The 20741-nt window shown below is 63.7% G+C and carries 20 protein-coding genes; 7 read left to right on the forward strand and 13 right to left on the reverse strand.

Annotation, left to right across the window (positions count from 1 at the left end):
- Positions 1-45: 45 nt before the first annotated feature.
- The gene (locus ABC729_RS00690; RefSeq protein WP_495605759.1) at positions 46-1995 is read right to left on the reverse strand and encodes a PrkA family serine protein kinase; all 1950 of its coding nucleotides are present in this window, start codon (positions 1993-1995) and stop codon (positions 46-48) included.
- Complete coding sequence (locus ABC729_RS00695; RefSeq protein ID WP_495605760.1) at positions 1992-2285, reverse strand: hypothetical protein; 294 nt, start codon at positions 2283-2285, stop codon at positions 1992-1994. The genes ABC729_RS00690 and ABC729_RS00695 overlap by 4 nt, the downstream gene beginning before the upstream one ends.
- Positions 2286-2963: 678 nt before the next feature.
- Between ABC729_RS00695 and ABC729_RS00700 the strand changes: the two genes are divergently transcribed.
- Both ABC729_RS00700 and ABC729_RS00705 read left to right on the forward strand, forming a co-directional pair.
- Entirely contained in the window at positions 2964-3161 is a 198-nt protein-coding gene (locus ABC729_RS00700) for a hypothetical protein (protein ID WP_495605761.1), read from the forward strand.
- Between the two features lie 279 nt (positions 3162-3440).
- A complete protein-coding gene (locus tag ABC729_RS00705) occupies positions 3441-5465 on the forward strand; it encodes a putative bifunctional diguanylate cyclase/phosphodiesterase (protein ID WP_495605762.1) in 2025 nt (674 codons plus the stop codon).
- Here ABC729_RS00705 and ABC729_RS00710 read toward each other — a convergent pair whose 3' ends face one another.
- Positions 5466-6182, reverse strand: a complete 717-nt coding sequence (locus tag ABC729_RS00710; RefSeq protein ID WP_495605763.1) for a COQ9 family protein — start codon at positions 6180-6182, stop codon at positions 5466-5468.
- Between the two features lie 22 nt (positions 6183-6204).
- A complete protein-coding gene (gene def, locus ABC729_RS00715) occupies positions 6205-6765 on the reverse strand; it encodes a peptide deformylase (protein WP_495605764.1) in 561 nt (186 codons plus the stop codon).
- Between the two features lie 299 nt (positions 6766-7064).
- Here def and rpsU point away from each other — a divergent pair, with 299 nt between their 5' ends.
- Complete coding sequence (gene rpsU, locus ABC729_RS00720) at positions 7065-7268, forward strand: 30S ribosomal protein S21 (protein WP_054168849.1); 204 nt, start codon at positions 7065-7067, stop codon at positions 7266-7268.
- Between the two features lie 145 nt (positions 7269-7413).
- Positions 7414-8256 carry an AraC family transcriptional regulator gene (locus ABC729_RS00725; RefSeq protein WP_495605765.1) on the forward strand — a complete coding sequence of 281 codons (843 nt, stop codon included), beginning with the start codon at positions 7414-7416 and terminating at the stop codon, positions 8254-8256.
- On the opposite strand, the gene ABC729_RS00730 is transcribed toward ABC729_RS00725, so the two are convergent.
- The 4 genes from ABC729_RS00730 to ABC729_RS00745 all read right to left on the reverse strand — a co-directional run bounded on the left by ABC729_RS00730 (position 8215) and on the right by ABC729_RS00745 (position 12374).
- The gene (locus tag ABC729_RS00730; protein WP_495605766.1) at positions 8215-8805 is read right to left on the reverse strand and encodes a LysE family translocator; all 591 of its coding nucleotides are present in this window, start codon (positions 8803-8805) and stop codon (positions 8215-8217) included. The two genes, ABC729_RS00725 and ABC729_RS00730, sit on opposite strands and share 42 nt — an antisense overlap.
- Before the next feature lie 7 nt (positions 8806-8812).
- Positions 8813-9223 carry a DUF2000 domain-containing protein gene (locus ABC729_RS00735; protein ID WP_495605767.1) on the reverse strand — a complete coding sequence of 137 codons (411 nt, stop codon included), beginning with the start codon at positions 9221-9223 and terminating at the stop codon, positions 8813-8815.
- 192 nt (positions 9224-9415) lie between these two features.
- Positions 9416-11731: a TonB-dependent receptor gene (locus ABC729_RS00740; RefSeq protein ID WP_495605768.1), complete on the reverse strand. Its 2316-nt coding sequence runs from the start codon at positions 11729-11731 to the stop codon at positions 9416-9418.
- A 271-nt stretch (positions 11732-12002) separates the two neighbouring features.
- Positions 12003-12374: an HNH endonuclease signature motif containing protein gene (locus ABC729_RS00745; RefSeq protein ID WP_495605769.1), complete on the reverse strand. Its 372-nt coding sequence runs from the start codon at positions 12372-12374 to the stop codon at positions 12003-12005.
- A gap of 65 nt (positions 12375-12439) precedes the next feature.
- Here ABC729_RS00745 and ABC729_RS00750 point away from each other — a divergent pair, with 65 nt between their 5' ends.
- Positions 12440-13054 carry a pseudouridine synthase gene (locus ABC729_RS00750; protein ID WP_495605770.1) on the forward strand — a complete coding sequence of 205 codons (615 nt, stop codon included), beginning with the start codon at positions 12440-12442 and terminating at the stop codon, positions 13052-13054.
- Here the strand turns inward: ABC729_RS00750 and ABC729_RS00755 are convergent.
- From ABC729_RS00755 to ABC729_RS00775, 5 genes are all read right to left on the reverse strand, one after another.
- Complete coding sequence (locus tag ABC729_RS00755) at positions 12975-14273, reverse strand: cation:proton antiporter (RefSeq protein WP_495605771.1); 1299 nt, start codon at positions 14271-14273, stop codon at positions 12975-12977. The two genes, ABC729_RS00750 and ABC729_RS00755, sit on opposite strands and share 80 nt — an antisense overlap.
- A gap of 200 nt (positions 14274-14473) precedes the next feature.
- Positions 14474-14920 carry a VOC family protein gene (locus tag ABC729_RS00760; protein WP_495605772.1) on the reverse strand — a complete coding sequence of 149 codons (447 nt, stop codon included), beginning with the start codon at positions 14918-14920 and terminating at the stop codon, positions 14474-14476.
- Positions 14921-15003: 83 nt separating this feature from the next.
- Positions 15004-16251, reverse strand: a complete 1248-nt coding sequence (locus ABC729_RS00765; RefSeq protein WP_495605773.1) for an RNA polymerase sigma factor — start codon at positions 16249-16251, stop codon at positions 15004-15006.
- Positions 16248-16625, reverse strand: coding sequence for a YciI family protein (locus ABC729_RS00770; RefSeq protein ID WP_495605774.1), 378 nt, complete (start codon positions 16623-16625; stop codon positions 16248-16250). Before ABC729_RS00770 ends, ABC729_RS00765 begins: the two co-directional genes overlap by 4 nt.
- A 95-nt stretch (positions 16626-16720) precedes the next feature.
- Entirely contained in the window at positions 16721-17521 is an 801-nt protein-coding gene (locus ABC729_RS00775) for a cytochrome P460 family protein (protein ID WP_495605775.1), read from the reverse strand.
- A 251-nt stretch (positions 17522-17772) separates the two neighbouring features.
- Between ABC729_RS00775 and lepA the strand changes: the two genes are divergently transcribed.
- Together lepA and ABC729_RS00785 are read left to right on the forward strand one after the other, a co-directional pair.
- A complete protein-coding gene (lepA, locus tag ABC729_RS00780) occupies positions 17773-19575 on the forward strand; it encodes a translation elongation factor 4 (RefSeq protein ID WP_102110626.1) in 1803 nt (600 codons plus the stop codon).
- Positions 19576-19812: 237 nt separating this feature from the next.
- Positions 19813-20655, forward strand: a complete 843-nt coding sequence (locus tag ABC729_RS00785) for a hypothetical protein (protein WP_495605776.1) — start codon at positions 19813-19815, stop codon at positions 20653-20655.
- Positions 20656-20741: the final 86 nt, after the last annotated feature.

Consider the following 20741-nt stretch of genomic DNA (forward strand, 5'->3'; position numbering starts at 1 on the left):
GAACCCGTCGCCCCTCTCCCACCGTGGCAGGAGAGGGGGCCGTTATCACCCTGCCTGCTTCACCCGCATGTACCATTCGACCAGCCGGCGTACCTGGCGTTCGGTATAGCCGCGGGCCATCATGCGATTGACGAACTCGCTGTGTTTCTTCTCCGTCTCGCTGTCCTTCTTGCTGCCAAAGCTGATGACGGGCAGCAGCTCTTCGACTTGACTGAACATCCGCTTCTCAATGACATCGCGCAGCTTTTCATAGCTGGTCCAGGATGGGTTGCGCCCGCCATTGGACGCCCGCATGCGCAGCGCGAATTTCACCACTTCGTTGCGGAAATCCTTGGGATTGGCGATGCCCGCCGGCTTCTCGATCTTGGTCAGTTCCTGGTTCAGCAGGTCGCGGTTCAGAAGCTGGCCCGTGTCGGGGTCCTTGAAGTCCTGATCCTCGATCCAGGCATCGGCGTAATCCACATAGCGATCAAACAGGTTCTGGCCGTAATCATGGTAGCTTTCCAGATAGGCCTTCTGGATTTCATTGCCGATGAACTCCGCATAGCGCGGCGCCAGTTCACCCTTGATGAATTCCATGTATTTCTTCTCCACCTCGTCGGGGAACTGCTCCCGCTTGATGGATTGTTCCAGGATGTACATCAGGTGGACGGGATCGGCCCCGACCTCTGTATTGTCATAGTTGAAGGTGCTGGCCAGGACTTTGAAGGCGAAGCGGGTGGAGATGCCGTTCATCCCCTCATCCACGCCGGCGGCGTCCTTATATTCCTGCATGGTCTTGGCCTTGGGATCCGTCTCCTTCAGGCTTTCCCCGTCATAGACCCGCATCTTGCTGAACAGGTTGGAATTGCCATGGTCGCGCAGGCGGGACAGGACCGTGAAACGGGCCAGCATTTCCAGCGTGGCCGGCGCGCAGGGCGCACCAGACAGTTCAGAGGTCTTGATCAGCTTTTCATAGATGCGCTGTTCCTCCATCACGCGCAGGCAATAGGGCACCTTCACCACGCAGATACGGTCGATAAAGGCCTCGTTATTCTTGTTGTTCTTGAAGCTCTGCCACTCCGCCTCGTTGCTGTGCGCCATGATGATGCCCTGGAAGGGCAGGGCACCGATATTCTCCGTGCCGATATAATTGCCCTCCTGCGTGGCGGTCAGCAGGGGGTGCAGCATCTTGATCGGTGCCTTGAACATCTCCACGAATTCCAGCATGCCCTGGTTGGCCCGGTTCAGGCCGCCGGAGTAGCTGTAGGCGTCGGGATCGTTCTGGCTGTACAGCTCCAGCTTGCGGATATCGACCTTGCCGACCAGGGAGGAGATGTCCTGGTTATTCTCATCCCCCGGCTCCGTCTTGGAGATGCCGATCTGGCGCAGGCGCGAGGGGCGCAGCTTCACCACCTTGAAACGGCGGATATCGCCGTCGAATTCGTCCAGCCGCTTCAGGGCCCACGGGCTCATCAGCCCGGTCAGGCGACGGCGGGGAATGCCGAACTTCTCCTCAATAGTCGCTCCCATGGTGGCGGGATCGAACAGGCCCAACGGGCTTTCGAACACGGGACTGATCTGGTCGCCGGCCTTCAGCGCATAGATGGGCTTGTCTTCCATCAGCGCCTTCAACCGTTCGGCCAGCGAGGATTTGCCGCCGCCGACGGGACCCAGCAGGTACAGGACCTGCTTGCGCTCCTCCAGCCCCTGGGCCGCATGGCGGAAGAAGCCGACGATGCGTTCAATCGTCTCTTCCATGCCAAAGAACTCGGCGAAGGCAGGGTAGATTTTGATGGTGCGGTTCATAAAGATGCGGGCAAGGCGCGCATCCTTTGCCGTGTCGATCACTTCCGGCTCGCCAATGGCGGCCAGTAGCCGTTCGGCGGCACTGGCATACATTAGCGGGTCGTCACGGCAACCTTCCAGATATTCCATCAGCGACATCTCAACGTCGCGGCGGCTTTCATAGGAACTGGCGTAACTGGCGAAAAGGTCTGTGACCAGACTGCTCATCGGCACTCTCCTTCCTGACGGCCGGTAGGCGGGCGATAGCGCGGGCAGGGGCCGGCCCTGCGGCGCACCGCCATCCCGGCGGGGTGCAGTGGAATACGGTGGCGGTCGATCCTTGTTTCTTTCCGGGCCTCCCCGGCCCGAACCCGTTCCGGTCGCGTCAACGCGAACCGCCGGGTCATTCTTGTCGAACCCGCCACGGGGATCGCGCCGATGTCCGGGGCGGGCCGCAGGGCGGCATCCGGTCGGATCGACCGGTCTGTGCCCTTGCTGATGGCCCTGCCGTCACCCATCACCGCGTCTCCCAAGGCTGGGGGTCAATCGGTAATCAAGCTATTGGTCATGAACGCAAAACAACTGTATCGAAACCGAACCGACGCAAAGCATCATCTTCCCCGATTGGGGCAGGCCGAAGGCATGGTTTCATGCCGGGGCACCTGCCCGTCCGGGCGACCGGGCGGCGTTCGGCGCCTGCCCGTTTGGGGGAATCCTGTCCCCAGCATGGCCCCGTCCATCCAGCAACGGGTCCGCATACACAGCATGACCCGAAACAGGGCCATGGGTCAAAGCATACAGCCGCACACCTTTAACAATCCGTAACGACCGACTCTGTTTTGCCACTTATGATGATGATATGGCGCGGGTTGGTCCCGTCGGACAGCCCCCCTGTCCGCATGCGCCGACCCTTGACGCCGGTCGAATCGCGGGAGCAGAACCCGCCCCCGACGATTCCGTATAGTCATCCCGCGATGCGAAAGGGGCGGCCATGCGTTGTTCGCGGTTGCAACAGATTGGCCGATGATTTGATCTAGTCACGTGAACGCCATCGTTTTGGATCAACAGTTTCGCAATTTGGCCGCAATGGCCGGCGATGCTGCGATGCGTGAAGGGAAGCGGTTTTCCACTGCCAACCGACACCGGCCCGGCCCGATGGTCCCGACCGTGACAAACGTTGAACCTGCGAAGGTGACATGATGAGCAGCGCCGATTTTGATAACGTCTTCACTGCCGCCTGCGTTGAGCTGGGCCTGGATCCCGCCAACACCAATATCTTCGCGCTGGAATGCCGCCGCCAGGGCCTGGACCCCAAGAAAACCCGCGCCTATGATCTGGACAAGAACCCGTCCCCGATGTGGGCGCAGTTCCGCAAGCTGAAGCGCGCATCCTGATCCGCGGCCCTTTCGGGCGCGTAACGGATTAAAAAGGGTCGTCCCGTCGGGGCGGCCCTTTTTCTTTGAGCTCGCCTTGTCGGGACCTGTTCCTGCATCTGTGTGGTCAGAGGCTGATATTGACCGTGTATGCCCAATAATTGCTTGTACAGGTCCAACCCTTTTCGGGCATGATGACCGCGACGGAATATCGCAGCGCGGTTGCGTAACCCCATGCATGGGGTGACCAGTAACGCGCTTTGCGGTGTGCGGCCGAATGCAAGCCTCTTGGGGAGGGCGATGCTGAAAGGGCTGGGCAGTTCGTTGGCGGCCAGACAGGCGGCGCGTGCCGTGCTTGCCGCCTGCCTCATCGGTCTGGTGCTGAGCGGGCTGGAGGTCGCCTGGGCGACTTGGCGCGAGCGTGGGAAGGCCAGTGATCTGGTTGAACAGATGCTGGACCTGACGGAAGGCAGTGCCGCCGCTGCTGCCTGGAACGTGGACGAGGCGTTGGCCCAGCAGATCGGCAATTCTGCCCTGTCCATTGGTGCCATCGCCGGCATCGATATCCGTATATCGGAGGAACAGCCGCTCTGGTCCCGCCACCGGGCCTTGTCAGCCCCCATTGGCGGCAGCGGGGCCATCGGTCGGTTGGTATTCGGCGATCTGGCGCGCGGTACCCGTCTTCTCTATCGGCCGCTGCCCGACGGGCGGGAGAAGCCGCCCATCGGCATCCTGCGCATCGATCTGGATATGGCGCGGGTGTCGGCGGACTATATCGCCTTTGTCGGGTCGTCGCTGCTGGGCGGGCTGGTGCGTAATATCCTGCTGGGTCTGATGCTGACCTGGGTGTTTCACCGTTTCCTGACCCGGCCGCTGGTCGAGCTGGAGCAGGCGGTGGCGGGCATTGACCCCGACAATCCCCGCGATACCCGCGTGAAGGTGCCAGCAGGCCATGAAGCGGATGAATTGGGCCGCCTGACCCAGCGCATCAACGAGACGCTGGATAAGCTGGATGAAAGCCAGGGGCAGTTACGGCAGCTGGCGACGCGCGACCCGCTGACCGAACTGCCCAACCGCGCCCTGCTCCTGGAACGGCTGGAACATGCGCTGGCGCGGGCCAAGCGGACCAAGCGCGGTGTGGCGGTTCTGTTCCTGGACCTGGACCGGTTCAAGCATGTGAATGACAGCCTGGGCCATGACATGGGCGACCGGATGCTTCAGGGCATCGCGCGCCGCCTGGACGATACGCTGCGCCATTCCGACACGGTGGGCCGGCTGGGCGGGGATGAATTCCTGGTCCTGGTGGAGGATGTGAAGGAACCGAAGGAGGCGATCCAGGTCGCTGACCGTATCCTGGCCACGCTGGCAAGGCCACTGGACCTGGACGGCCACCTGCTGCATCCCAGCGCCTCAATTGGTATCTCGCTCTGGCCCAGCGACGGGCAGGATGCGCGACAGATCCTGCGCTGTGCCGATGTTGCCATGTACGCGGCCAAGGCGGCGGGCACCGGCTGCTGGCGGATGTTCTCCGCCGAGATGTCGGAACAGGCCATGTCGCGGCTGCGCACGGAAGCACGGCTGCGGGCTGCCGAGCTGCGCGGGGAATTCGAACTGTTCTATCAGCCCAAGGTAGACCCGCGCAGCCTGACCCTGCGGGGGGCGGAGGCGCTCTTACGCTGGAAGACGGAGGACGGTTATATCGCTCCTGCCGACTTCATCCCCGTGGCGGAGGAGACGGGCCTGATCGGCCCCATCGGCGATTGGGTGCTGGGTGATGCCTGCCGGCAGGCGGCGGCCTGGCGGCGGGTTTATGGCGACCTGCCCGTGGCCATCAATGTCAGCCCGCGTCAGTTGGCGGATGTGGACTTCCCAACCCGCGTGCGCGCGGCCCTGGCTACCTCCGGTTTACCCGCCCATCTCTTGACCTTGGAGATCACCGAGACGGTGGCGATGACGCAGGCGGCTGGCGATTTCGCCATGCTGCGGGTGCTGCGGGATATCGGTGTCGGCATGGCCATCGATGATTTCGGGACGGGCTATTCCTCCCTGTCCCATCTGCGGCGCATCCCGTTGACGGTTCTGAAGATCGATCGCGGCTTCATGCAGACGGTGCCGCACGACGTGGCTATCCCCGCCACCATCCTGGAACTGGGCCAGCGCCTGGGGCTGGAGATCGTGGCGGAAGGGGTGGAGACGGAGTCGCAGCGCGACTGGCTCTGCGCGCTTGACTGTCAGACGATCCAGGGCTTCCTGATCTCTCGCCCCCTGCCGGCGGCGGAATTTGAGGAGCGGTTTCTGGGCGAAGGGGTACGCGCGGTGGGGTGACTAAACCCCCGCCGCCCCACGCAGTCGGCGCATGAAGCGGGTGGGGGACGGGATATGGGCCAGCAGGCCCGCCGCCTTGTCCGCCCGGCCTGTGACCTGCCCGATCATCTTGCCCACGCTCATCACATTGGCGATGCGGCGGTCCAGGAAGGCCCAGGTATCCGACAGTTCGTCCGAGCGGTCATCCAGCCAATACAAGGTAGTGGCCGTCACCACCCCTGCCAGCAGCAGGCGCTTGGTATAGAAATTATAGTCGACGGACGTATCCCCCACAGCGCGCCATGCGGCATCGACGGTGGCATAGACCAGCTGCGGCCCGCGCGTGGCGTTCTGCGGCAGGGACAGCAGGCTGCTGGCGCGGCGCACCGCTTCACGATAGGGGATCAGGATCTCCAGGCGCTTGCGCACGGCCAGGGTCACCCGCTCCCGTACCTTCATGCCCGCCAGATCGGCGCCGGCCAGGGCGTCGGTCATCTGGCGGTCGGCCCAGTTGCTGAACCAGCAGGCGGCCTCAACAGGCCCGCCGGGAAAGGCGGCCTCGGCCTCCTGCGCATGGAACCCGGCAGCCTCCGCCCCACGCCGCAGGGTGGCGTCGGTCCAGCCATCGAACGCCACGTCGGGCAGCATGGCCACCAGGATCGCATCCTTACGTGCGGCCAGGGCGGCTTGGGCACGGGTATAGGCGTCCTGTTGCGGCGGTGTCGTGGCGTCGGTCATGACCTGTCTCCCTTCCGGTGTATCAGCGCGATGGCGCCAGCACATCGGGTCCGAAAAACTTCTGCTCTTCCATATAGGTCAGCGTGGCCAGGCTTTCCATGCGGTCCAGATAGAGGACGGCGTCCAGATGATCCAGCTCATGCTGGATCACGCGGGCATGGGTGTTCGCGGCCTCGCGTTCCACCAGATTACCGTCCAGATCATAGCCCCGGTAGCGGATCCGGCGGTAGCGTGGCACGACGCCGCGCAGGCCGGGGATCGACAGGCACCCTTCCCAGCCCAGCGCCGTTTCAGCCCCCAAAGGTACGAATTCCGGGTTGATCAGGACCTGCGGCCCCATGGGCGCATCGCCCTGATCGCCCGTGGCGCGTTCCGGTGGCACCCGGAAAACAATGATGCGACGGGAGATGTCGATCTGCGGCGCGGCCAGACCGATGCCGGGCGCATCAAACATGGTGTCCACCATGTCGGCCGCCAATTGCCGCAGGTCATCATCGAACCCTCCTGTCGTCGGCACGGGGATCGGATCAGCGACGCGACGCAGGACGGGATTACCCATGCGGACAATGGGAAGCACGGCCATGGAAAAGGCTCCAAAAAGGGGGCGATTCGGCTATAGTCCCATTGTGAGGCCCTGGGCAGGGCGATGCAAGGCAAGGAAAAGCGTGCCCCCTGTGGCCGCATGCCCGCCATTCCGCATGAATCTTCACAAGGACGCGCTGCGGGTCTTCACAAGCCCCACCGGCATGTGTATAACCCCGCCGACTGGATCGGGCGATGGCGCGACCTTCATGGTCTCGCGTTGCCTTTGTCTTTGTTTTCAACCTTACCCGCAAGTGCTGGCCCCGGCTGGTGTGAGCGCACGATTGGAGTGGATGTCCCGTGCAAGTTCTGGTTCGTGATAACAACGTCGATCAGGCACTGCGCGCGCTGAAGAAGAAGATGCAGCGTGAGGGCATCTTCCGCGAAATGAAGCTGCGCCGCAATTATGAGAAGCCGTCGGAAAAGCGCGCCCGCGAAAAGGCTGAAGCCGTTCGCCGCGCCCGCAAGCTGCTGCGCAAGCGTCTGGAGCGCGAGGGCTACTAATAGCCCTTTCTGTCCACCAGACAGATTGCCAGTTGGCCGTTAAGGCCACGGGATTGAATGCCGCCCCTGGGAAAGCCCGCGGGCGGCTTTTGGTCTTTTCGGGCTTGCGCTATGGTGCTGCGATCCGCTGCCAAGGTGTCGATGCATGCCCCGCCGCCCCACCGATCCCCATATTTTCTGGCGTGACCCCGCCCTGCCGCATCTGGAGGCGCGGGAAATCATGGATGGGCGCAAGGTCTGCTATGTGCCGCATTCCCACGCGACCTTTTCAATCGGCGCCATCACGGGCGGGTATAGCGAGTACCTGACCGGGTCAGACCGGTATGAGGCGTTCGCAGGCACCGTGGTCCTGATGAACCCCGAAGCTGTGCATTCCTGTAACCCGGTTGATAATCAGCCCTGGTCGTACCGGATGCTGTATGTCGATACGGGCTGGCTGGCGGGTGTGCAGGGGCAGCGGGCGTTCAAGGCGTTCGGGGCAGTGATCAGCCATGATCCGGGCCTGTATGCCGATCTGATGACATTGTTCGACCTGCTGTTCGACGGCGCGGCGACGGTACCGGACAAGGAGGCGGGGGCGCGGGCCTTCTTTGCGGGGCTGGCCGGTCGGGTGGATGGGCCGGAGATGCCGCCGACTGCTGACCATGGTGCCCTGGCGCGGGCCGCCGACTATATCATCCGCCATTGCACGCGTGATTTGCGGGTGGAGGAGGTGGCGGCGGATTGTGGCCTGTCGCCCTCCTACCTGATCCGGGCCTTCAAGGCGCGCTATGGCCTGACCCCGCACGCCTATCTCACCAATCAGCGGGTCCGGACGGGGCAGGCGGGACTGCGGCAGGGGCAGCCCATCGTTGATGTGGCGCTGGACGCGGGATTCGCCGATCAGGCGCATTTTCAGCGCGTATTCAAGGCCCATGTCGCCGCCACGCCCGGCCAATATGCGCTGTCAGTATCCGGCCAGCATGGCGATGGCGCCGAGGGCCAGTAGCCCCGCCATTGCCCGATTGAAAGCCCGCATCCGCTGGCTCAGTACCTGGGACAGTCGTTCCCCCAGAAAGGCCCACAGCGCGATGGAGACGTAGCAGATAATGAAATACAGGCCGGCAAAGGCCAGCACACTGACCATGCCATCCCGCAAACCAAAGGTGCCCATGCCGGCGATGGCGGCAATCCAGGCCTTAGGATTCAGCCATTGCAGGCTGGCTCCGGCCCAGAGACCGGGCAGCGCTTCCCGATCCCCTGCCTGCATACCACCGTCCGCCTGCCAGAGCCGATAGGCCAGATGGAACAGAAAGCCCGTGCCCGCCACCCGCATCAGCGTATCGAGCGGGGGCCATCTGGTCACCACTTCTGCCATCCCCAACCCGGCCAACAGCAGCAGGGCCGTGAAGCCGACCGTGGCCCCCGTCACGAAGCCCAGGCTGCGCCGGAATCCGTGATGCACCCCGCTGGTCAGGGCCAGGCTGTTGACAGGGCCGGGGGTGATGGAGGCGACAAGTGCAAAGCTGGCCATGGCCAGCAGCAGGGTGCTGTTCATTGCCGCCTCACTTCATCAGTGGCAGGTGGCCGGTCAGCGACCAGACCAGCCCCGCCGGACCGTGCAGGCCGATGCCGAAATAACGGATATCGTTGCCGGTCAGCGTGGACAGCCGGTCGGCGTAATCCTGATAGGCCTTGGCCCGCTGCGCCGTCTCCGTCACATCCACCAGCATCAAGCCGTCGGCCCGGTGCGTGGCGGCCTTGGCCCGCAGGGCGCGCAGCGTATCGGCATCGGCGGCTAGGATGGGCAGGACGACCTGCGTGATGCCTTCATGCGTATCGCCATCCCCATCCGTGACGGTGGGGCCGATCAGTCCGGGATGAGCGGCTCCCAGTGACAGGGACAGAATGGCCGCCGTGTTGGCGATCAGGCCCAGGGGAAGCGTGGGATCGATAATGAAACAGGATCGGGTCACGGGTGGCGTCTCCGGGATGTTTTCCCGTTTATCGCCACCCGCCCCGATCCCGTATTGAAGAAAACTGACCTTGCAGGCTGGCGACGGCCAGCCCGGCGCTCGTGCGCCGCAGACAAGGCGGCGGATGCCGCCGCCCGGCGATTGAGGGAAACGTAATCTCCCTAGATCGGTCACGATCTAGGGAGATTGGTGTTAGAACTTCGCCCCCAGGGTCACACCCCATTCACGCGGGCGACCATAGGACACCTCCGCCAGACCGAAAGCACCGCTGGCATTGCCCGACACGAAATAGCGCCGGTCCGCCAGATTGGTGGCGAACAGGGCCAGCGTCCAGCTGTCATCCGGCGCGGTGTAGGTCAGGCGGCTGTTGATGATGCCATAGCCGGACTGTGCCACCAGTTCGGTATTGGCCACGTCATTGTAGAACTTGGAATAGGCCGACAGATCGCCGCGCAGGCTCAAGGTGCTGCCATCTGCCAGGGCGTGGGTATATTGCAGGCCCGTGCTGGCGGTCCATTTCGGGGTCTTCACGAACTTGGCCGCCTTGGTGATGGGCAGGACCTGCGTGGGGCCCAGGCCCGACCCGACCTCATCATACTGGGCGTCCGTGTAGCCGACGGCCAGATCGAAATCGAGGCCTTTGGCCGGCTTGGCCCGTACTTCCAGTTCCGCGCCCTTGATGGTGCCCTTCGCGGCATTGGCCACGAAATTGCGGGGCGTCTGGTTCACCGTCAGCTGGATATTGTCATATTTGCTGAGATAGCCGGCAACATTGACGATCAGCCGGTTGTCCAGCCAGCCGGTCTTGGCCCCCACCTCATAGGTCCAGATGGTTTCCGGCTCATATTGCGTCACTTCTGACGCGTCGGCCAGGGGGCGGGCATTGTACCCCCCGCTCTTGAACCCCTTGCCGGCAGAGGCATAGAGCAGAGCGTCCTCGCTGGCCTTGTATTCCAGGCCGAGTTTGGGCGTGAAGGCGTTCCATTTGCCGGACCGCTGCACGTCGGTGAAGACCACCTGATCGCGCTGACGGCGGTTGAAGACCGAAATCCACTTTTTATCGCGGTTCCAGCGCGCCCCCGCCGTTATGGACAGATCGTCCGTGAGCTTGAAATTACCCTGGCCGAACACCGCGTAGGACGTGTTGTCGATGCGGTTCAGGATCAATGTGGCGGGCGACAGCGCCGGCCCCAACGGCGGCCACAGGCCCATGGCCAGATCGGCGCGGGCGTCGTCGGTGCCTTCCTCGGTGAAGTAATAGACACCGCCCACCCAGGTAAAGCGCCCGTCCATCCCATCGCCGCTCAACTGCACTTCCTGGCTGAATTGCCACTGGTCATCGTCGTTGAAGGTTTCGCGATAGGTGAAAGGGGTATTGTCGCCGTCGCGGGCGAAGGTGGCCTGAAGCTCCCGATAGGCCGTGATGCTCTTGGCCTCCACATTGCCCAGGTTCCAGGTCAGGGTGCCGGCAAGGCCCCAGAGGTCCAGATCGTTGACATTGGGGCCGGTGGCCCAGGTCGTGAACGGGCTGTCGGTGATGAAGGAATTGTTCAGTGTCTTCTGGCCATTGGGTGCCGTGACGCCGCGCGTCGGGGCCACAAGGTTGTTATAGTTCACCAGGAAGGGCACACCGGTCAGGCCGGGTGCCGGAGCGATGGCCAGCAGCTTGTTGGGGGCCGAATGTTCGCGGGCCCGCGTCACATCGCCAACAAGATGAAAATTGATATCTTCCGTAACATTCGTTGAAATCTGCAACCGCGCGCTGTCGGCATTGCGGTCGCCCATATCCTGACCATCCGACAGGCGCTTGGCATAGCCATCGCGGTTCAGCGAGGAAACGGACAGGCGGGTCAGCACCTTGCCATCAGCCAGCGGCACATTCACAACGCCTTTCACGTCCAGCCGGTCAAACCGGCCTGTTGTCAGCTCCACGCGGCCCGACAGCTCGTCCGTGGGGCGCTGCGTATTGATCAGCACGGCACCGCCGATGGTGTTCTTCCCGAACAAGGTTCCCTGCGGACCGCGCAGAACCTCCACACTTTGTAGATCGACAGCATCCATGATGCCGCCGATGGAGCGGGCGTAATAGACGCCATCGACATAAAAGCCGACGCCGGGATCACTGAAAATGGCGAAGTCGTTCTGCCCGATACCGCGGATGAAGACGGTGGCGTTGTAATTGCCGCCGGACAGGGCGGCGGCACCGTCAAAGCGGATATTCGGCGTGAAGCGGGCGATATTGTCCAGCGTCTCCACGCTGCGGCTTTCCAGCGCCTCCGCCGTGAAGGCCGTCACGGCTACGGGCGTGTCCTGCAGCGCTTCCGACCGGCGGCGCGCCGTTACGACAATTTCCTCCAGCGTGCCGCCATCATTCTGCGCCGGGGCCGTCTGGGCCGCGACCGGGGCGGCCATGGCCAGCATCAGGCCAGTGGACAGCAGCAGTCGATGGATGGAATGGGCGCGCAAATCCCCGTTCGCCGGGCACGCCCGGCGTTCCGCGATAGCCATGAAGTTCCTCCCTTGGAAGCTTTTATGTTTGCTTGCATGTGGCTGTTGGCACGTTTCCAGCCATCGTATATTCGCATAATGATTATGCGATATTACATTTCACTGTGCAAGAGGTATTCTTGAGTGGAAATCGACTCAGCATGCGTGCTGGTTTGGCGATTTTCTTCGGCATGTTCGGTTTAAATTATCAATTGTTGTAAATATCAACCACACTATGTTCTGACCCCTTCGAGGGGCCATGTAAAGGCGGGTTTCCCCGCTATCCGGTCTTCTAATCCCGATATTTCCGGCCAGCTTTCACATGATCCTTGGCCCGGAAGGTCACAGCGGTGAATTCCGGCGGTTTGCGTGCCACCCAGTGGATGAAGGCGGCGATGTCGGGATGGGCGCGCAGGGCGTCCAGTGTCGTGTACCCGCGCGCCAGTTCCTTTTCCGACAGTTCGGCATGGATTTTCCGATGGCAGACCCGGTGCAGCGGCACCGTTTCCTTGCCACCCTGGCTGCGGGGCATTAGATGATGTTCCTCAACACTGGGCCCCGCGATCAGGGGCCGTCCGCAGAGGCCGCAATCCCCCAGCACACGCCCCGATGGCGCGGGCCGAGATTGTGGCAGGTCAGGGGGAAGGGGTTTCAAACGGGTCATGATGCCCGCCAGATTGGCCCATAACCCCGACTGGTCAAGACCCAAACCCCTGGCCCAGGTCCGCCATGCCACGCGTCATCCTTCTGAACAAGCCCTATGACGTGCTGTGCCAGTTCACGGACGAAGGTACGGATGCGCGCACCCTGGCCGAATGCGTGGACGTCCCCGGTGTCTATCCGGCGGGTCGGTTGGACCGCGACAGCGAGGGGCTGGTGGTGCTGACCGATGATGGCACCCTGATCGCCCGCATCAGTCAGCCGCGCTATAAATGGCCCAAGACCTATTGCGTGCAGGTGGAGGGCGTGCCGACCGAGGAAGCGCTGGCCGCCCTCTGCCAGGGCGTGGCCCTGAAGGATGGACCGACCCTGCCGGCAGAGGTGCGGCGGATTGAAGAGCCCTCCTGGCTGTGGCCCCGCACACCGCCCGTGCGGTTCCGGCAGTCGATCCCGACCAGCTGGATCGAGATCGTACTGCGGGAAGGCAAGAACCGGCAGGTGCGGCGCATGACGGCGGCAGTTGGGTTCCCGACCCTGCGCCTGATCCGCCGCGCGGTGGGTGACTGGACGCTGGACGGTCTGGAACCCGGTCAGTGGCGGGAGGTCAGCGCCGGCCCATCAGCCGCAGTACCGCGTCCACCATCGCGGCGGTCGCCTGCAGCAGCGCGCCGCCGACCCGGTTGATCATCGCGATCTCACCGCGATAGATCTGTTTCAGCGCCCCGCGCATGCTGCCGATGCCACCTTCGGCCAGAACATGGAAGCGCCGGGCGCTGACCAGCCAGATGGGGCTGAACAGCCAGGAGAGCGCGATCACCGTCACGGCCAGTTGCTGTGCGTCGCGGTCGATGGCACCGATGGACAGGCCGGCGGCGGCCAGCACGAAGCTGAACTCACCCAGGCTGCCCATGATGACGCCGGCGGGAAAGGCCCGCTCCCAGGGTTCGCCCAGCAGGTGCAGGGTCCCGACATTGATGGCCGATTTTACCGCCGTCACCGCGAACAGCAGCAATAGCACCTCTCCCAGATGCGACCAGACGAAGGACAGGTCGATCATCAGGCCGATGGACAGGAAGAATACAACGAGCAGCACCGACTGGATCGGGTGCGTGGCGCGCAGGGCCTGCGCCCGCCCATCGGAATTGCCCAACATGAAGCCGGCCACAAAGGCCCCGAACGCTGCCGACAGGCCAATGACGCCGGTGGCCGCCGCCATGGTGAAGCAGAAGGCCATGGCGGCCAGCGGAATGACCTCATGGTTGCGCTTGAACCATTCGCCATAAGGTACGGCCAGCCGTTCGCGGCGCGACAGGAACCAGACCAGTCCACCCAGGGCGGCCATGGCGGCTCCCAGCTTGAAGAACACCGCCGCCGACAGGCCCGCCCCGCTGCCCATGCCGTTGGTGATCAGCAGCAGGGGTACGAAGGCCAGATCCTGGGCGATCAGCACGCCGACGGTGACGCGGCCCGTCTCGCTCTTCAACTCGCCTACGTCCTCCAGCATCTTGATGGCCACCGCCGTGCCGGACAGGGCCATGACGAAGCCCATGACAATGGCACGCGGCCAGGGCCAGCCCAGCAGCATGCCGGCCAGCCCCGTGACCAGCAGCGACAGGCCGATCTGACAGGCCACCGCCGCCAGTGCCACCTTCCACACGGCCTGGAACGCCTTTACCGACAGTTCCATGCCCACCAGGAACAGCAGCATCAGCACGCCCAGCTCCGCCAGTGCGCTGATGCTTTCCGACGGGGAGACAAGGCCGAAACCGCCCGGCCCCAGCACGATGCCCGCAACGATATAGCCGACAATGGCCGGCTGTTTCAGCCGCGACAGGGCCAGCCCGCACAGCAGGGCGACGGACATGACGATGGCGATGCCGGTCAGATCGAAATGATGCTGCAAGGGCCTGTTCCCGCTCTCCGGTCTGTCACGACGAGGGAGAGCAGTTTCCCAACCGCGGCGGCGCACCGCAACCGTCAATCGCCGCAGGGCAGGTCCAATAGGGTAAAAGCGCCAGGGGTCGCCCCGCAGGGCCGGGGGATGGGATTCCCGGTTGCCTGCGGGGCATCCCGTCACCAGTGTGCCCACAGGTGACGGTCGGATCAGCAGCCGTTGGTGACCACCGCGCCCGGCTTGCTGGGCGTGGACAGGGACCAGAGATGGCCGTAGGGGTCGCGCACCTGACCGTAACGGTCGCCCCAGAACATGTCGGCGGGTGGCATGGCGGGAGTGGCACCGGCGGCCACGGCCTGGGCGAAGGCGGCGTCGATATCGGGGACCGCCATGTGCAGCGTCACGGGCGAACGCTTTGGATATTCGGTGGGCTGACCGCCGCAATATTCAGGGAAATCATCGCACATCATGATGGTGCCGCCATTGATGATCAACTGGGCGTGCAGCAGGCGCTTGCCATCTTCTGCTGGCATTTCCATGACTTTCGTGGCGCCGAAGGCCTTGATATAGAACTCAATGGCTTCACGCGCGCCATTGACCACCAGATGCGGGATGACGCCGGGGATGTTGTGCGCGTATTCGGGCTTGTCGGTCATGGGTTCCTCCATGGGTTGGTATAAGGGATGATAGCCCAAGGACGAACCACCCACGCCTGTTCCGACAAGGGGCTGGAAAAAATTCACGGTACCTGCAGGCCATCCAGTATCTGGCGGATATGGGCCGCTTCCGCCGGGCTGTGGGCCAGCGCGATGGCCCGGCCGAAGGCGTCGCGCGCTTCGGCGTTGCGGCCCAGCTGCTTCAGCAGCCCACCGCGCAGCCCATGGAAATGGAAATAGCCCGACAGCCGATCACCCAGCGGCTCCACCATGGCAAGGGCCGCCTCCGGCCCCCGCGCCTTGGACACGGCGACGGCGCGGTTCAGGGTGACCACGGGGGAGGGGGACAGGGCTTCCAGCCCGCCATAGAGCAGGTCAATCTGTGCCCAGTCGGTTTCGGCGGCGGTGGCGGCGCGGGCATGCAAGGCGGCGATGGCGGCCTGGATCTGATAGGGGCCGGACCGGCGGTGGCGCACGGCCTTGTCCAGCAGGGCCAGCCCTTCATTGATGGCCGGGCGGTGCCACAGGGTCCGGTCCTGATCCTCCAGCAGGATTACCGATCCGTCGGGGGCGAAGCGGGCGGGGCGGCGCGCATGCTGCAACAGCATCAGGGCCAGCAGCCCCATCATTTCCGGTTCCGCCGGGAACAGGCGTAGCAGCAGCCGGCCCAGGCGGATTGCCTCGTCGCACAGGGGGGCGCGGGCCGGCTGTTCGTCGGCGCTGGCGGAATAGCCTTCATTGAAGACCAGATAGACCATGGCGGCCACGGGACCCAGCCGTTCCGGCCGGTCGGCGGCTCCCGGTGCCTCGAATGGCACCGGGTTGGTGGCGATGCGTGCCTTGGCACGGGTGATGCGCTGTTCCATGGCGCTGTCGCCCACCAGAAAGGCCCGCGCAATCTGCTTCACCGACAGGCCCGACACGATGCGCAGGGCGAGTGCGATCTGCTGTGTGGCCGGCAGGTCCGGGTGGCAGCAGATGAACAAGAGGCGCAGGACATCGTCGCGGTAATCCGCCTCGTCCAGCTGGCCCACCATGTCCGCCTCCCGGTCCGACAGGTCGGACAGGGGGGCGTCATCGTCGGGCAGGGCGACGTGGCGGGAGCGCACGCGGGTCTGGTCGATGCCGGCATTGCGGCCGACCATGATCAGCCAGGCGGCGGTATCGCGCGGCGGCCCGTTTTTGGGCCATGCCGACAAGGCGCGCAAGGCGGCTTCCTGAAACGCCTCTTCCGCAAGGTCCAGATCGCGGAAATAGCGCAGCAGCGCCCCCACCGCCTGGGGCCGGGCCGCCGCCAGGGCGGCGTTGATCCAGCCTGTATCTGTGCTCATGGTGACAGCGGCCCCCCCGGCATGAACAGGGCCACGGGCCGGATTTCATAACAGCCCTTGCCCGGATTGGCCTTGGCCAATTCCCGCGCCTTGTCCAGCGCCTCTTCCAGCCCCTCGCAATCGACGATGTAGAAGCCCAGCAGCTGTTCCTTCGTTTCCGCAAACGGGCCGTCCAGGATCAGCGCTTCCTCCTTGCCCTTGCGCAGGGTGGCGGCGGCGGTGGTCGGCATCAGGCGGGCGACAGGACCCAGCTTGCCCTTGTCTGCCCAGCCCTGCTGCACCTTGCCCAGCCGGTCCATGACGATGGCGTCTTCTTCCGGCGTCCAGGCACCGACATAGTCTTCCTCGTTATAGCAAAGAATGGCGTACAGCATGATCGGGCCTCCCTTCATCTTCATAGGACGGGGGAGTATGCCGCGCGCCGACAGGGTGCGCAGAATTTTTCTATGATCAGGGACTGGTATCCGTATTACGGATGATTGCCTTTCAGCAACGGCAAGGTGAAGACATAGGAATTGGCGGCTTCCGGCTTATGGCAGGCCAGACACTGCGCCTGATTGAGGGCAGGGCGCGGGGCCTTGTCCGCTGTGAACAGTCCGTAATGCCAGTCCCCGTTACGCAGAAGTTCCGGGATGGCGGTCCCCCAGCCGGCCCGGCTTTCCATCGCCGAATAGGATGTGACCTCGCCTGCCTGCCATTTTCCGTCGGCACCGGCCACGGGCTTGCCGTTCGGGCCCATGACCGCCTTGTGATTGACCGTTATCAGCACGGAACCGCTCGGCAGCGGCTTGCCGGCTTTGGCGGCGGTCGTCGCTATGGCGTTGGCATAGCGCAGACTGACTGTGCCATCGCCATTTTCAGTGGAATAGAGCGTGAAGCCCTTTGGAAAATCGGCGGGCAGGCTGGTCAGCAGCGTGGGGACGGCATTGGCATTGGCCGCGGGCTTGTCCGCGCTGCCGCCGGGCGGCAGTCCGGTCCAGAAGGCCGCCAGATTAGCGATATCCGCGTCGGACAATTGTCCGGCAATCGCTGCCATCATGGGGTTCTTGCGGTCGCCGGCTCTGAAAGCCTTCAACTGGTTGACCAGATAGGCTTCCTTCTGCCCCGCAAGGTTGGGGATCGATGGGCTGTTGCTGATGCCTTCCGGGCCGTGGCAGGCCTTGCAGGCGGTGGCCTTCTCCTGTCCAGCCGCCGCATCACCCGCCGCCAGGGCCGGGCTTCCCGTCATCGCCAGCAAGGCCATGGCGGTCAACAGCATTGACACACGCATCCTGAAATCCCCCTCATGTTACGTCCACGATATTAACGTCTGAGGGGGTGCGCGCGAAGCGGCGGGCACCATGCCAATCGCGTGAATTGGCCCCATGCCGCGCCTCTGCGGTACCCAGTATTTGCAGTTTTCCACCACCCCCAGCGCACCGCACACCACCCCTGCCGCCCGCCGGCCCGCAGGGTCATTGCCTTCCGCCCCCCTTGACCCTATCTTGCGCCGCAATCCTCTGTCCTGCCGCTGCTGAGTCCATGACCGACCTGTCGAAGATCCGTAACTTCTCCATCATCGCCCATATCGACCATGGCAAGTCGACGCTGGCCGACCGCCTGATCGAATTCTGCGGCGCCATCGAGGCGCGGGACATGAAGGCGCAGCTGCTCGACAATATGGATATCGAGCGGGAACGCGGGATCACCATCAAGGCGCAGACCGTGCGCCTGGAATACAAGGCCAAGGATGGCGAGACCTATCAGTTGAACCTGATGGACACGCCGGGCCATGTCGACTTCGCCTATGAGGTCTCGCGCTCGCTGGCCGCCTGTGAAGGCTCGCTGCTGGTGGTGGATGCCTCGCAGGGGGTGGAGGCGCAGACGCTGGCCAATGTCTATCAGGCGCTGGATGCCAATCATGAGATCGTGCCCATCCTGAACAAGGTGGATCTGCCGGCCGCCGATGTGCCGCGCGTGAAGGCGCAGATTGAGGATGTGATCGGGCTGGACGCGTCGGACGCGGTGGAGATTTCGGCCAAGACCGGCCTGAATATCGAAGGCGTGCTGGAAGCCATCGTCACCCGACTGCCGCCGCCCAAGGGCGACAAGGATGCGCCCCTGCAGGCCCTGATCGTCGATAGCTGGTACGATGCCTATCTGGGCGTCGTCATTCTGGTCCGCGTGGTCAATGGCGAGTTGAAGCTGGGCCAGAAGGTGCGCTTCATGGCGACCGGTGCCACGCGCGAGCTGGACCGCGTGGGTATCTTCACGCCCAAGAAGATCGCCCTGGAGAAGCTGGGGCCGGGCGAGATGGGCTTTGTGACCGCCGCCATCAAGGATATCCGCGACACCAAGGTTGGCGATACGATCACCGAGGAGCGGCGTCTGGCACCTGCCGCCCTGGCCGGGTTCAAGCCGTCGATCCCCGTGGTATTCTGCGGCCTGTTCCCGTCGGATGCGGCGGAGTTTGAGCATCTACGTGACAGCCTGGGCAGGCTGGCGCTGAACGATGCGTCCTTCCAGTACGAGACCGAAAGTTCGGCGGCGCTGGGCTTCGGTTTCCGCTGCGGCTTCCTGGGCCTGCTGCATCTGGAGATCATCCAGGAGCGGCTGGAGCGTGAATTCGATCTGGACCTGATCACCACGGCCCCGTCGGTCGTTTATAAGATGCACATGACGGACGGCAAAGTGATCGAGATGCACAACCCGGCCGACATGCCGGACGTGGTGCGCATCGACCATATCGAGGAACCGTGGATCAAGGCCACGATCATGCTGCCCGATGAATATCTGGGGGGTGTGCTGCAGCTTTGCACCGAACGGCGCGGCGTGCAGAAAGACCTGACCTATGTCGGTGGCCGGGCGATGATCGTCTATGAGCTGCCGCTGAACGAAGTCGTGTTCGATTTCTATGACCGGCTGAAATCGATCAGCCGCGGCTATGCCAGCTTCGATTACCAGCTGGAGGAGTATCGCGAGGGCGATCTGGTCAAGATGTCGATCCTGGTCAATTCCGAACCGGTGGACGCCCTGTCCATGATCGTCCACCGCAGCCAGGCCGAATATCGTGGCCGTCAGCTTTGTGAGCGGCTGAAGGACCTGATCCCCCGCCATCTGTTCAAGATCCCGATCCAGGCGGCCATCGGCGGCAAGGTCGTGGCGCGCGAAACCATTGCCGCCATGCGCAAGGACGTGCTGGCCAAGTGCTATGGCGGTGACATCAGCCGCAAGCGCAAGCTGCTGGACAAGCAGAAGGAAGGCAAGAAGCGCATGCGGCAATTCGGCGAGGTCGAAATCCCGCAGAGCGCCTTCATCGCCGCCCTGAAGATGGGTGACAACTGAGACTGACCGACAGGTTGGTCAGGGATAGGGGGCGGGCCTTCGGGTCCGCCCCTTTTGCATTCGGGCTACCCCCGATGCCGCCGTGAAAGTGCCATGGTTGGGCGGGCAAAATGGGTTGCGTCGCCGCCATTCTGCCTTATTATCATACTATTCGATTGTTCCGCGGGGGCGTTTGGTTGTCACAGGATGGTGCCGGATCGGTCCGGTAAGCTGTGCGGGGTTGATGGAGGAATGGGCATGCGGACAAAGGCGGGTCTGTTGGCGATGCTGTCGCTGCTCTCCACCGTGCCCGCCCTGGCGGAGGCCCCGCAGCCGACCATCTTTGCCATCCGTTTCAACGGCATTGCCGCCCCATCCACCCAATATGCCGCCGGATCGCTGCCCAGTTTGCCTGCCGCCATCGTCACGGAGGTGCCGCTGGTGTCGTCCGACCCGGTGGAGGGGCGCAAGGCCATGATGGCGACGCTGACCGACTGGATCGGCCGGGTCTATGACGGCGCGCTGGCCCGTTTTACCGGGGACACGCCGCCCGTCGCCGGGTCCACCCCCATTCGCGTCGCTGCCGACCCCCGTACTTATCAGATGGCGGGCGTGGCGGCGGATGCACATCTGAAGGCCCTGGGTTTGGACAGCAAGGTCGGCATGCGCATGGGGACGGAGGGGATGCGCCAGTCCCTGCGCCTGACCCGTGGATGTGAGCAGACATGGTTGCCCAATTCTGTTTCCGGCGATGTGGCGGGTGGCTTCGGTGCCCTGACCGGCAGCGTGCAGGGAAGCTGGGGCACGGCCTGCACCGCCGGACAGAAGGGCTGGCGCGTCACTGCCGGCATGGTGGCGCTGGGTACCCAGAATGCGGGTCCCAATCTGGGCATGGAGTACCGCCCGCGCCTGGGCAGCTTCGTCTCTGATTTGACAGGCCTCACGGCCATGAAGGCGCAGGTGGCGGATGCGAGTGGCAGCGTGGGCTTTGAGGCACCGTTCCCCATCATCCGCCTTGACCATATGAAGCTTAATGCCGACATGAGCTGGTCGCAGGATGGCGGTACGGCACTGAAGCTGGCGACCAGGCTGAGATTTTGAAATGCCGGGAGAGACCGCCGGGGTGCCCGATTTTTGATGATCGCGGGAGGGCGGTTTGCGACTACTCTGCCCCTGATGCCCATCCG

The organism is Niveispirillum sp. CC-CTL257, from assembly GCF_059489915.1.

Coding starts and splice junctions, on each gene's coding strand:
- ABC729_RS00700 (WP_495605761.1), top strand. CDS start 2,964: ATGATGAGCAGCGCCGATTTTGATAACGTCTTCACTGCCGCCTGCGTT.
- ABC729_RS00745 (WP_495605769.1), bottom strand. CDS start 12,374: ATGACCCGTTTGAAACCCCTTCCCCCTGACCTGCCACAATCTCGGCCC.
- ABC729_RS00705 (WP_495605762.1), top strand. CDS start 3,441: ATGCTGAAAGGGCTGGGCAGTTCGTTGGCGGCCAGACAGGCGGCGCGT.
- ABC729_RS00785 (WP_495605776.1), top strand. CDS start 19,813: ATGCGGACAAAGGCGGGTCTGTTGGCGATGCTGTCGCTGCTCTCCACC.
- ABC729_RS00710 (WP_495605763.1), bottom strand. CDS start 6,182: ATGACCGACGCCACGACACCGCCGCAACAGGACGCCTATACCCGTGCC.
- ABC729_RS00770 (WP_495605774.1), bottom strand. CDS start 16,625: ATGCTGTACGCCATTCTTTGCTATAACGAGGAAGACTATGTCGGTGCC.
- ABC729_RS00765 (WP_495605773.1), bottom strand. CDS start 16,251: ATGAGCACAGATACAGGCTGGATCAACGCCGCCCTGGCGGCGGCCCGG.
- def (WP_495605764.1), bottom strand. CDS start 6,765: ATGGCCGTGCTTCCCATTGTCCGCATGGGTAATCCCGTCCTGCGTCGC.
- ABC729_RS00690 (WP_495605759.1), bottom strand. CDS start 1,995: ATGAGCAGTCTGGTCACAGACCTTTTCGCCAGTTACGCCAGTTCCTAT.
- ABC729_RS00760 (WP_495605772.1), bottom strand. CDS start 14,920: ATGACCGACAAGCCCGAATACGCGCACAACATCCCCGGCGTCATCCCG.
- lepA (WP_102110626.1), top strand. CDS start 17,773: ATGACCGACCTGTCGAAGATCCGTAACTTCTCCATCATCGCCCATATC.
- ABC729_RS00730 (WP_495605766.1), bottom strand. CDS start 8,805: ATGAACAGCACCCTGCTGCTGGCCATGGCCAGCTTTGCACTTGTCGCC.
- ABC729_RS00740 (WP_495605768.1), bottom strand. CDS start 11,731: ATGGCTATCGCGGAACGCCGGGCGTGCCCGGCGAACGGGGATTTGCGC.
- ABC729_RS00775 (WP_495605775.1), bottom strand. CDS start 17,521: ATGCGTGTGTCAATGCTGTTGACCGCCATGGCCTTGCTGGCGATGACG.
- ABC729_RS00695 (WP_495605760.1), bottom strand. CDS start 2,285: ATGGGTGACGGCAGGGCCATCAGCAAGGGCACAGACCGGTCGATCCGA.
- ABC729_RS00725 (WP_495605765.1), top strand. CDS start 7,414: ATGCCCCGCCGCCCCACCGATCCCCATATTTTCTGGCGTGACCCCGCC.
- ABC729_RS00750 (WP_495605770.1), top strand. CDS start 12,440: ATGCCACGCGTCATCCTTCTGAACAAGCCCTATGACGTGCTGTGCCAG.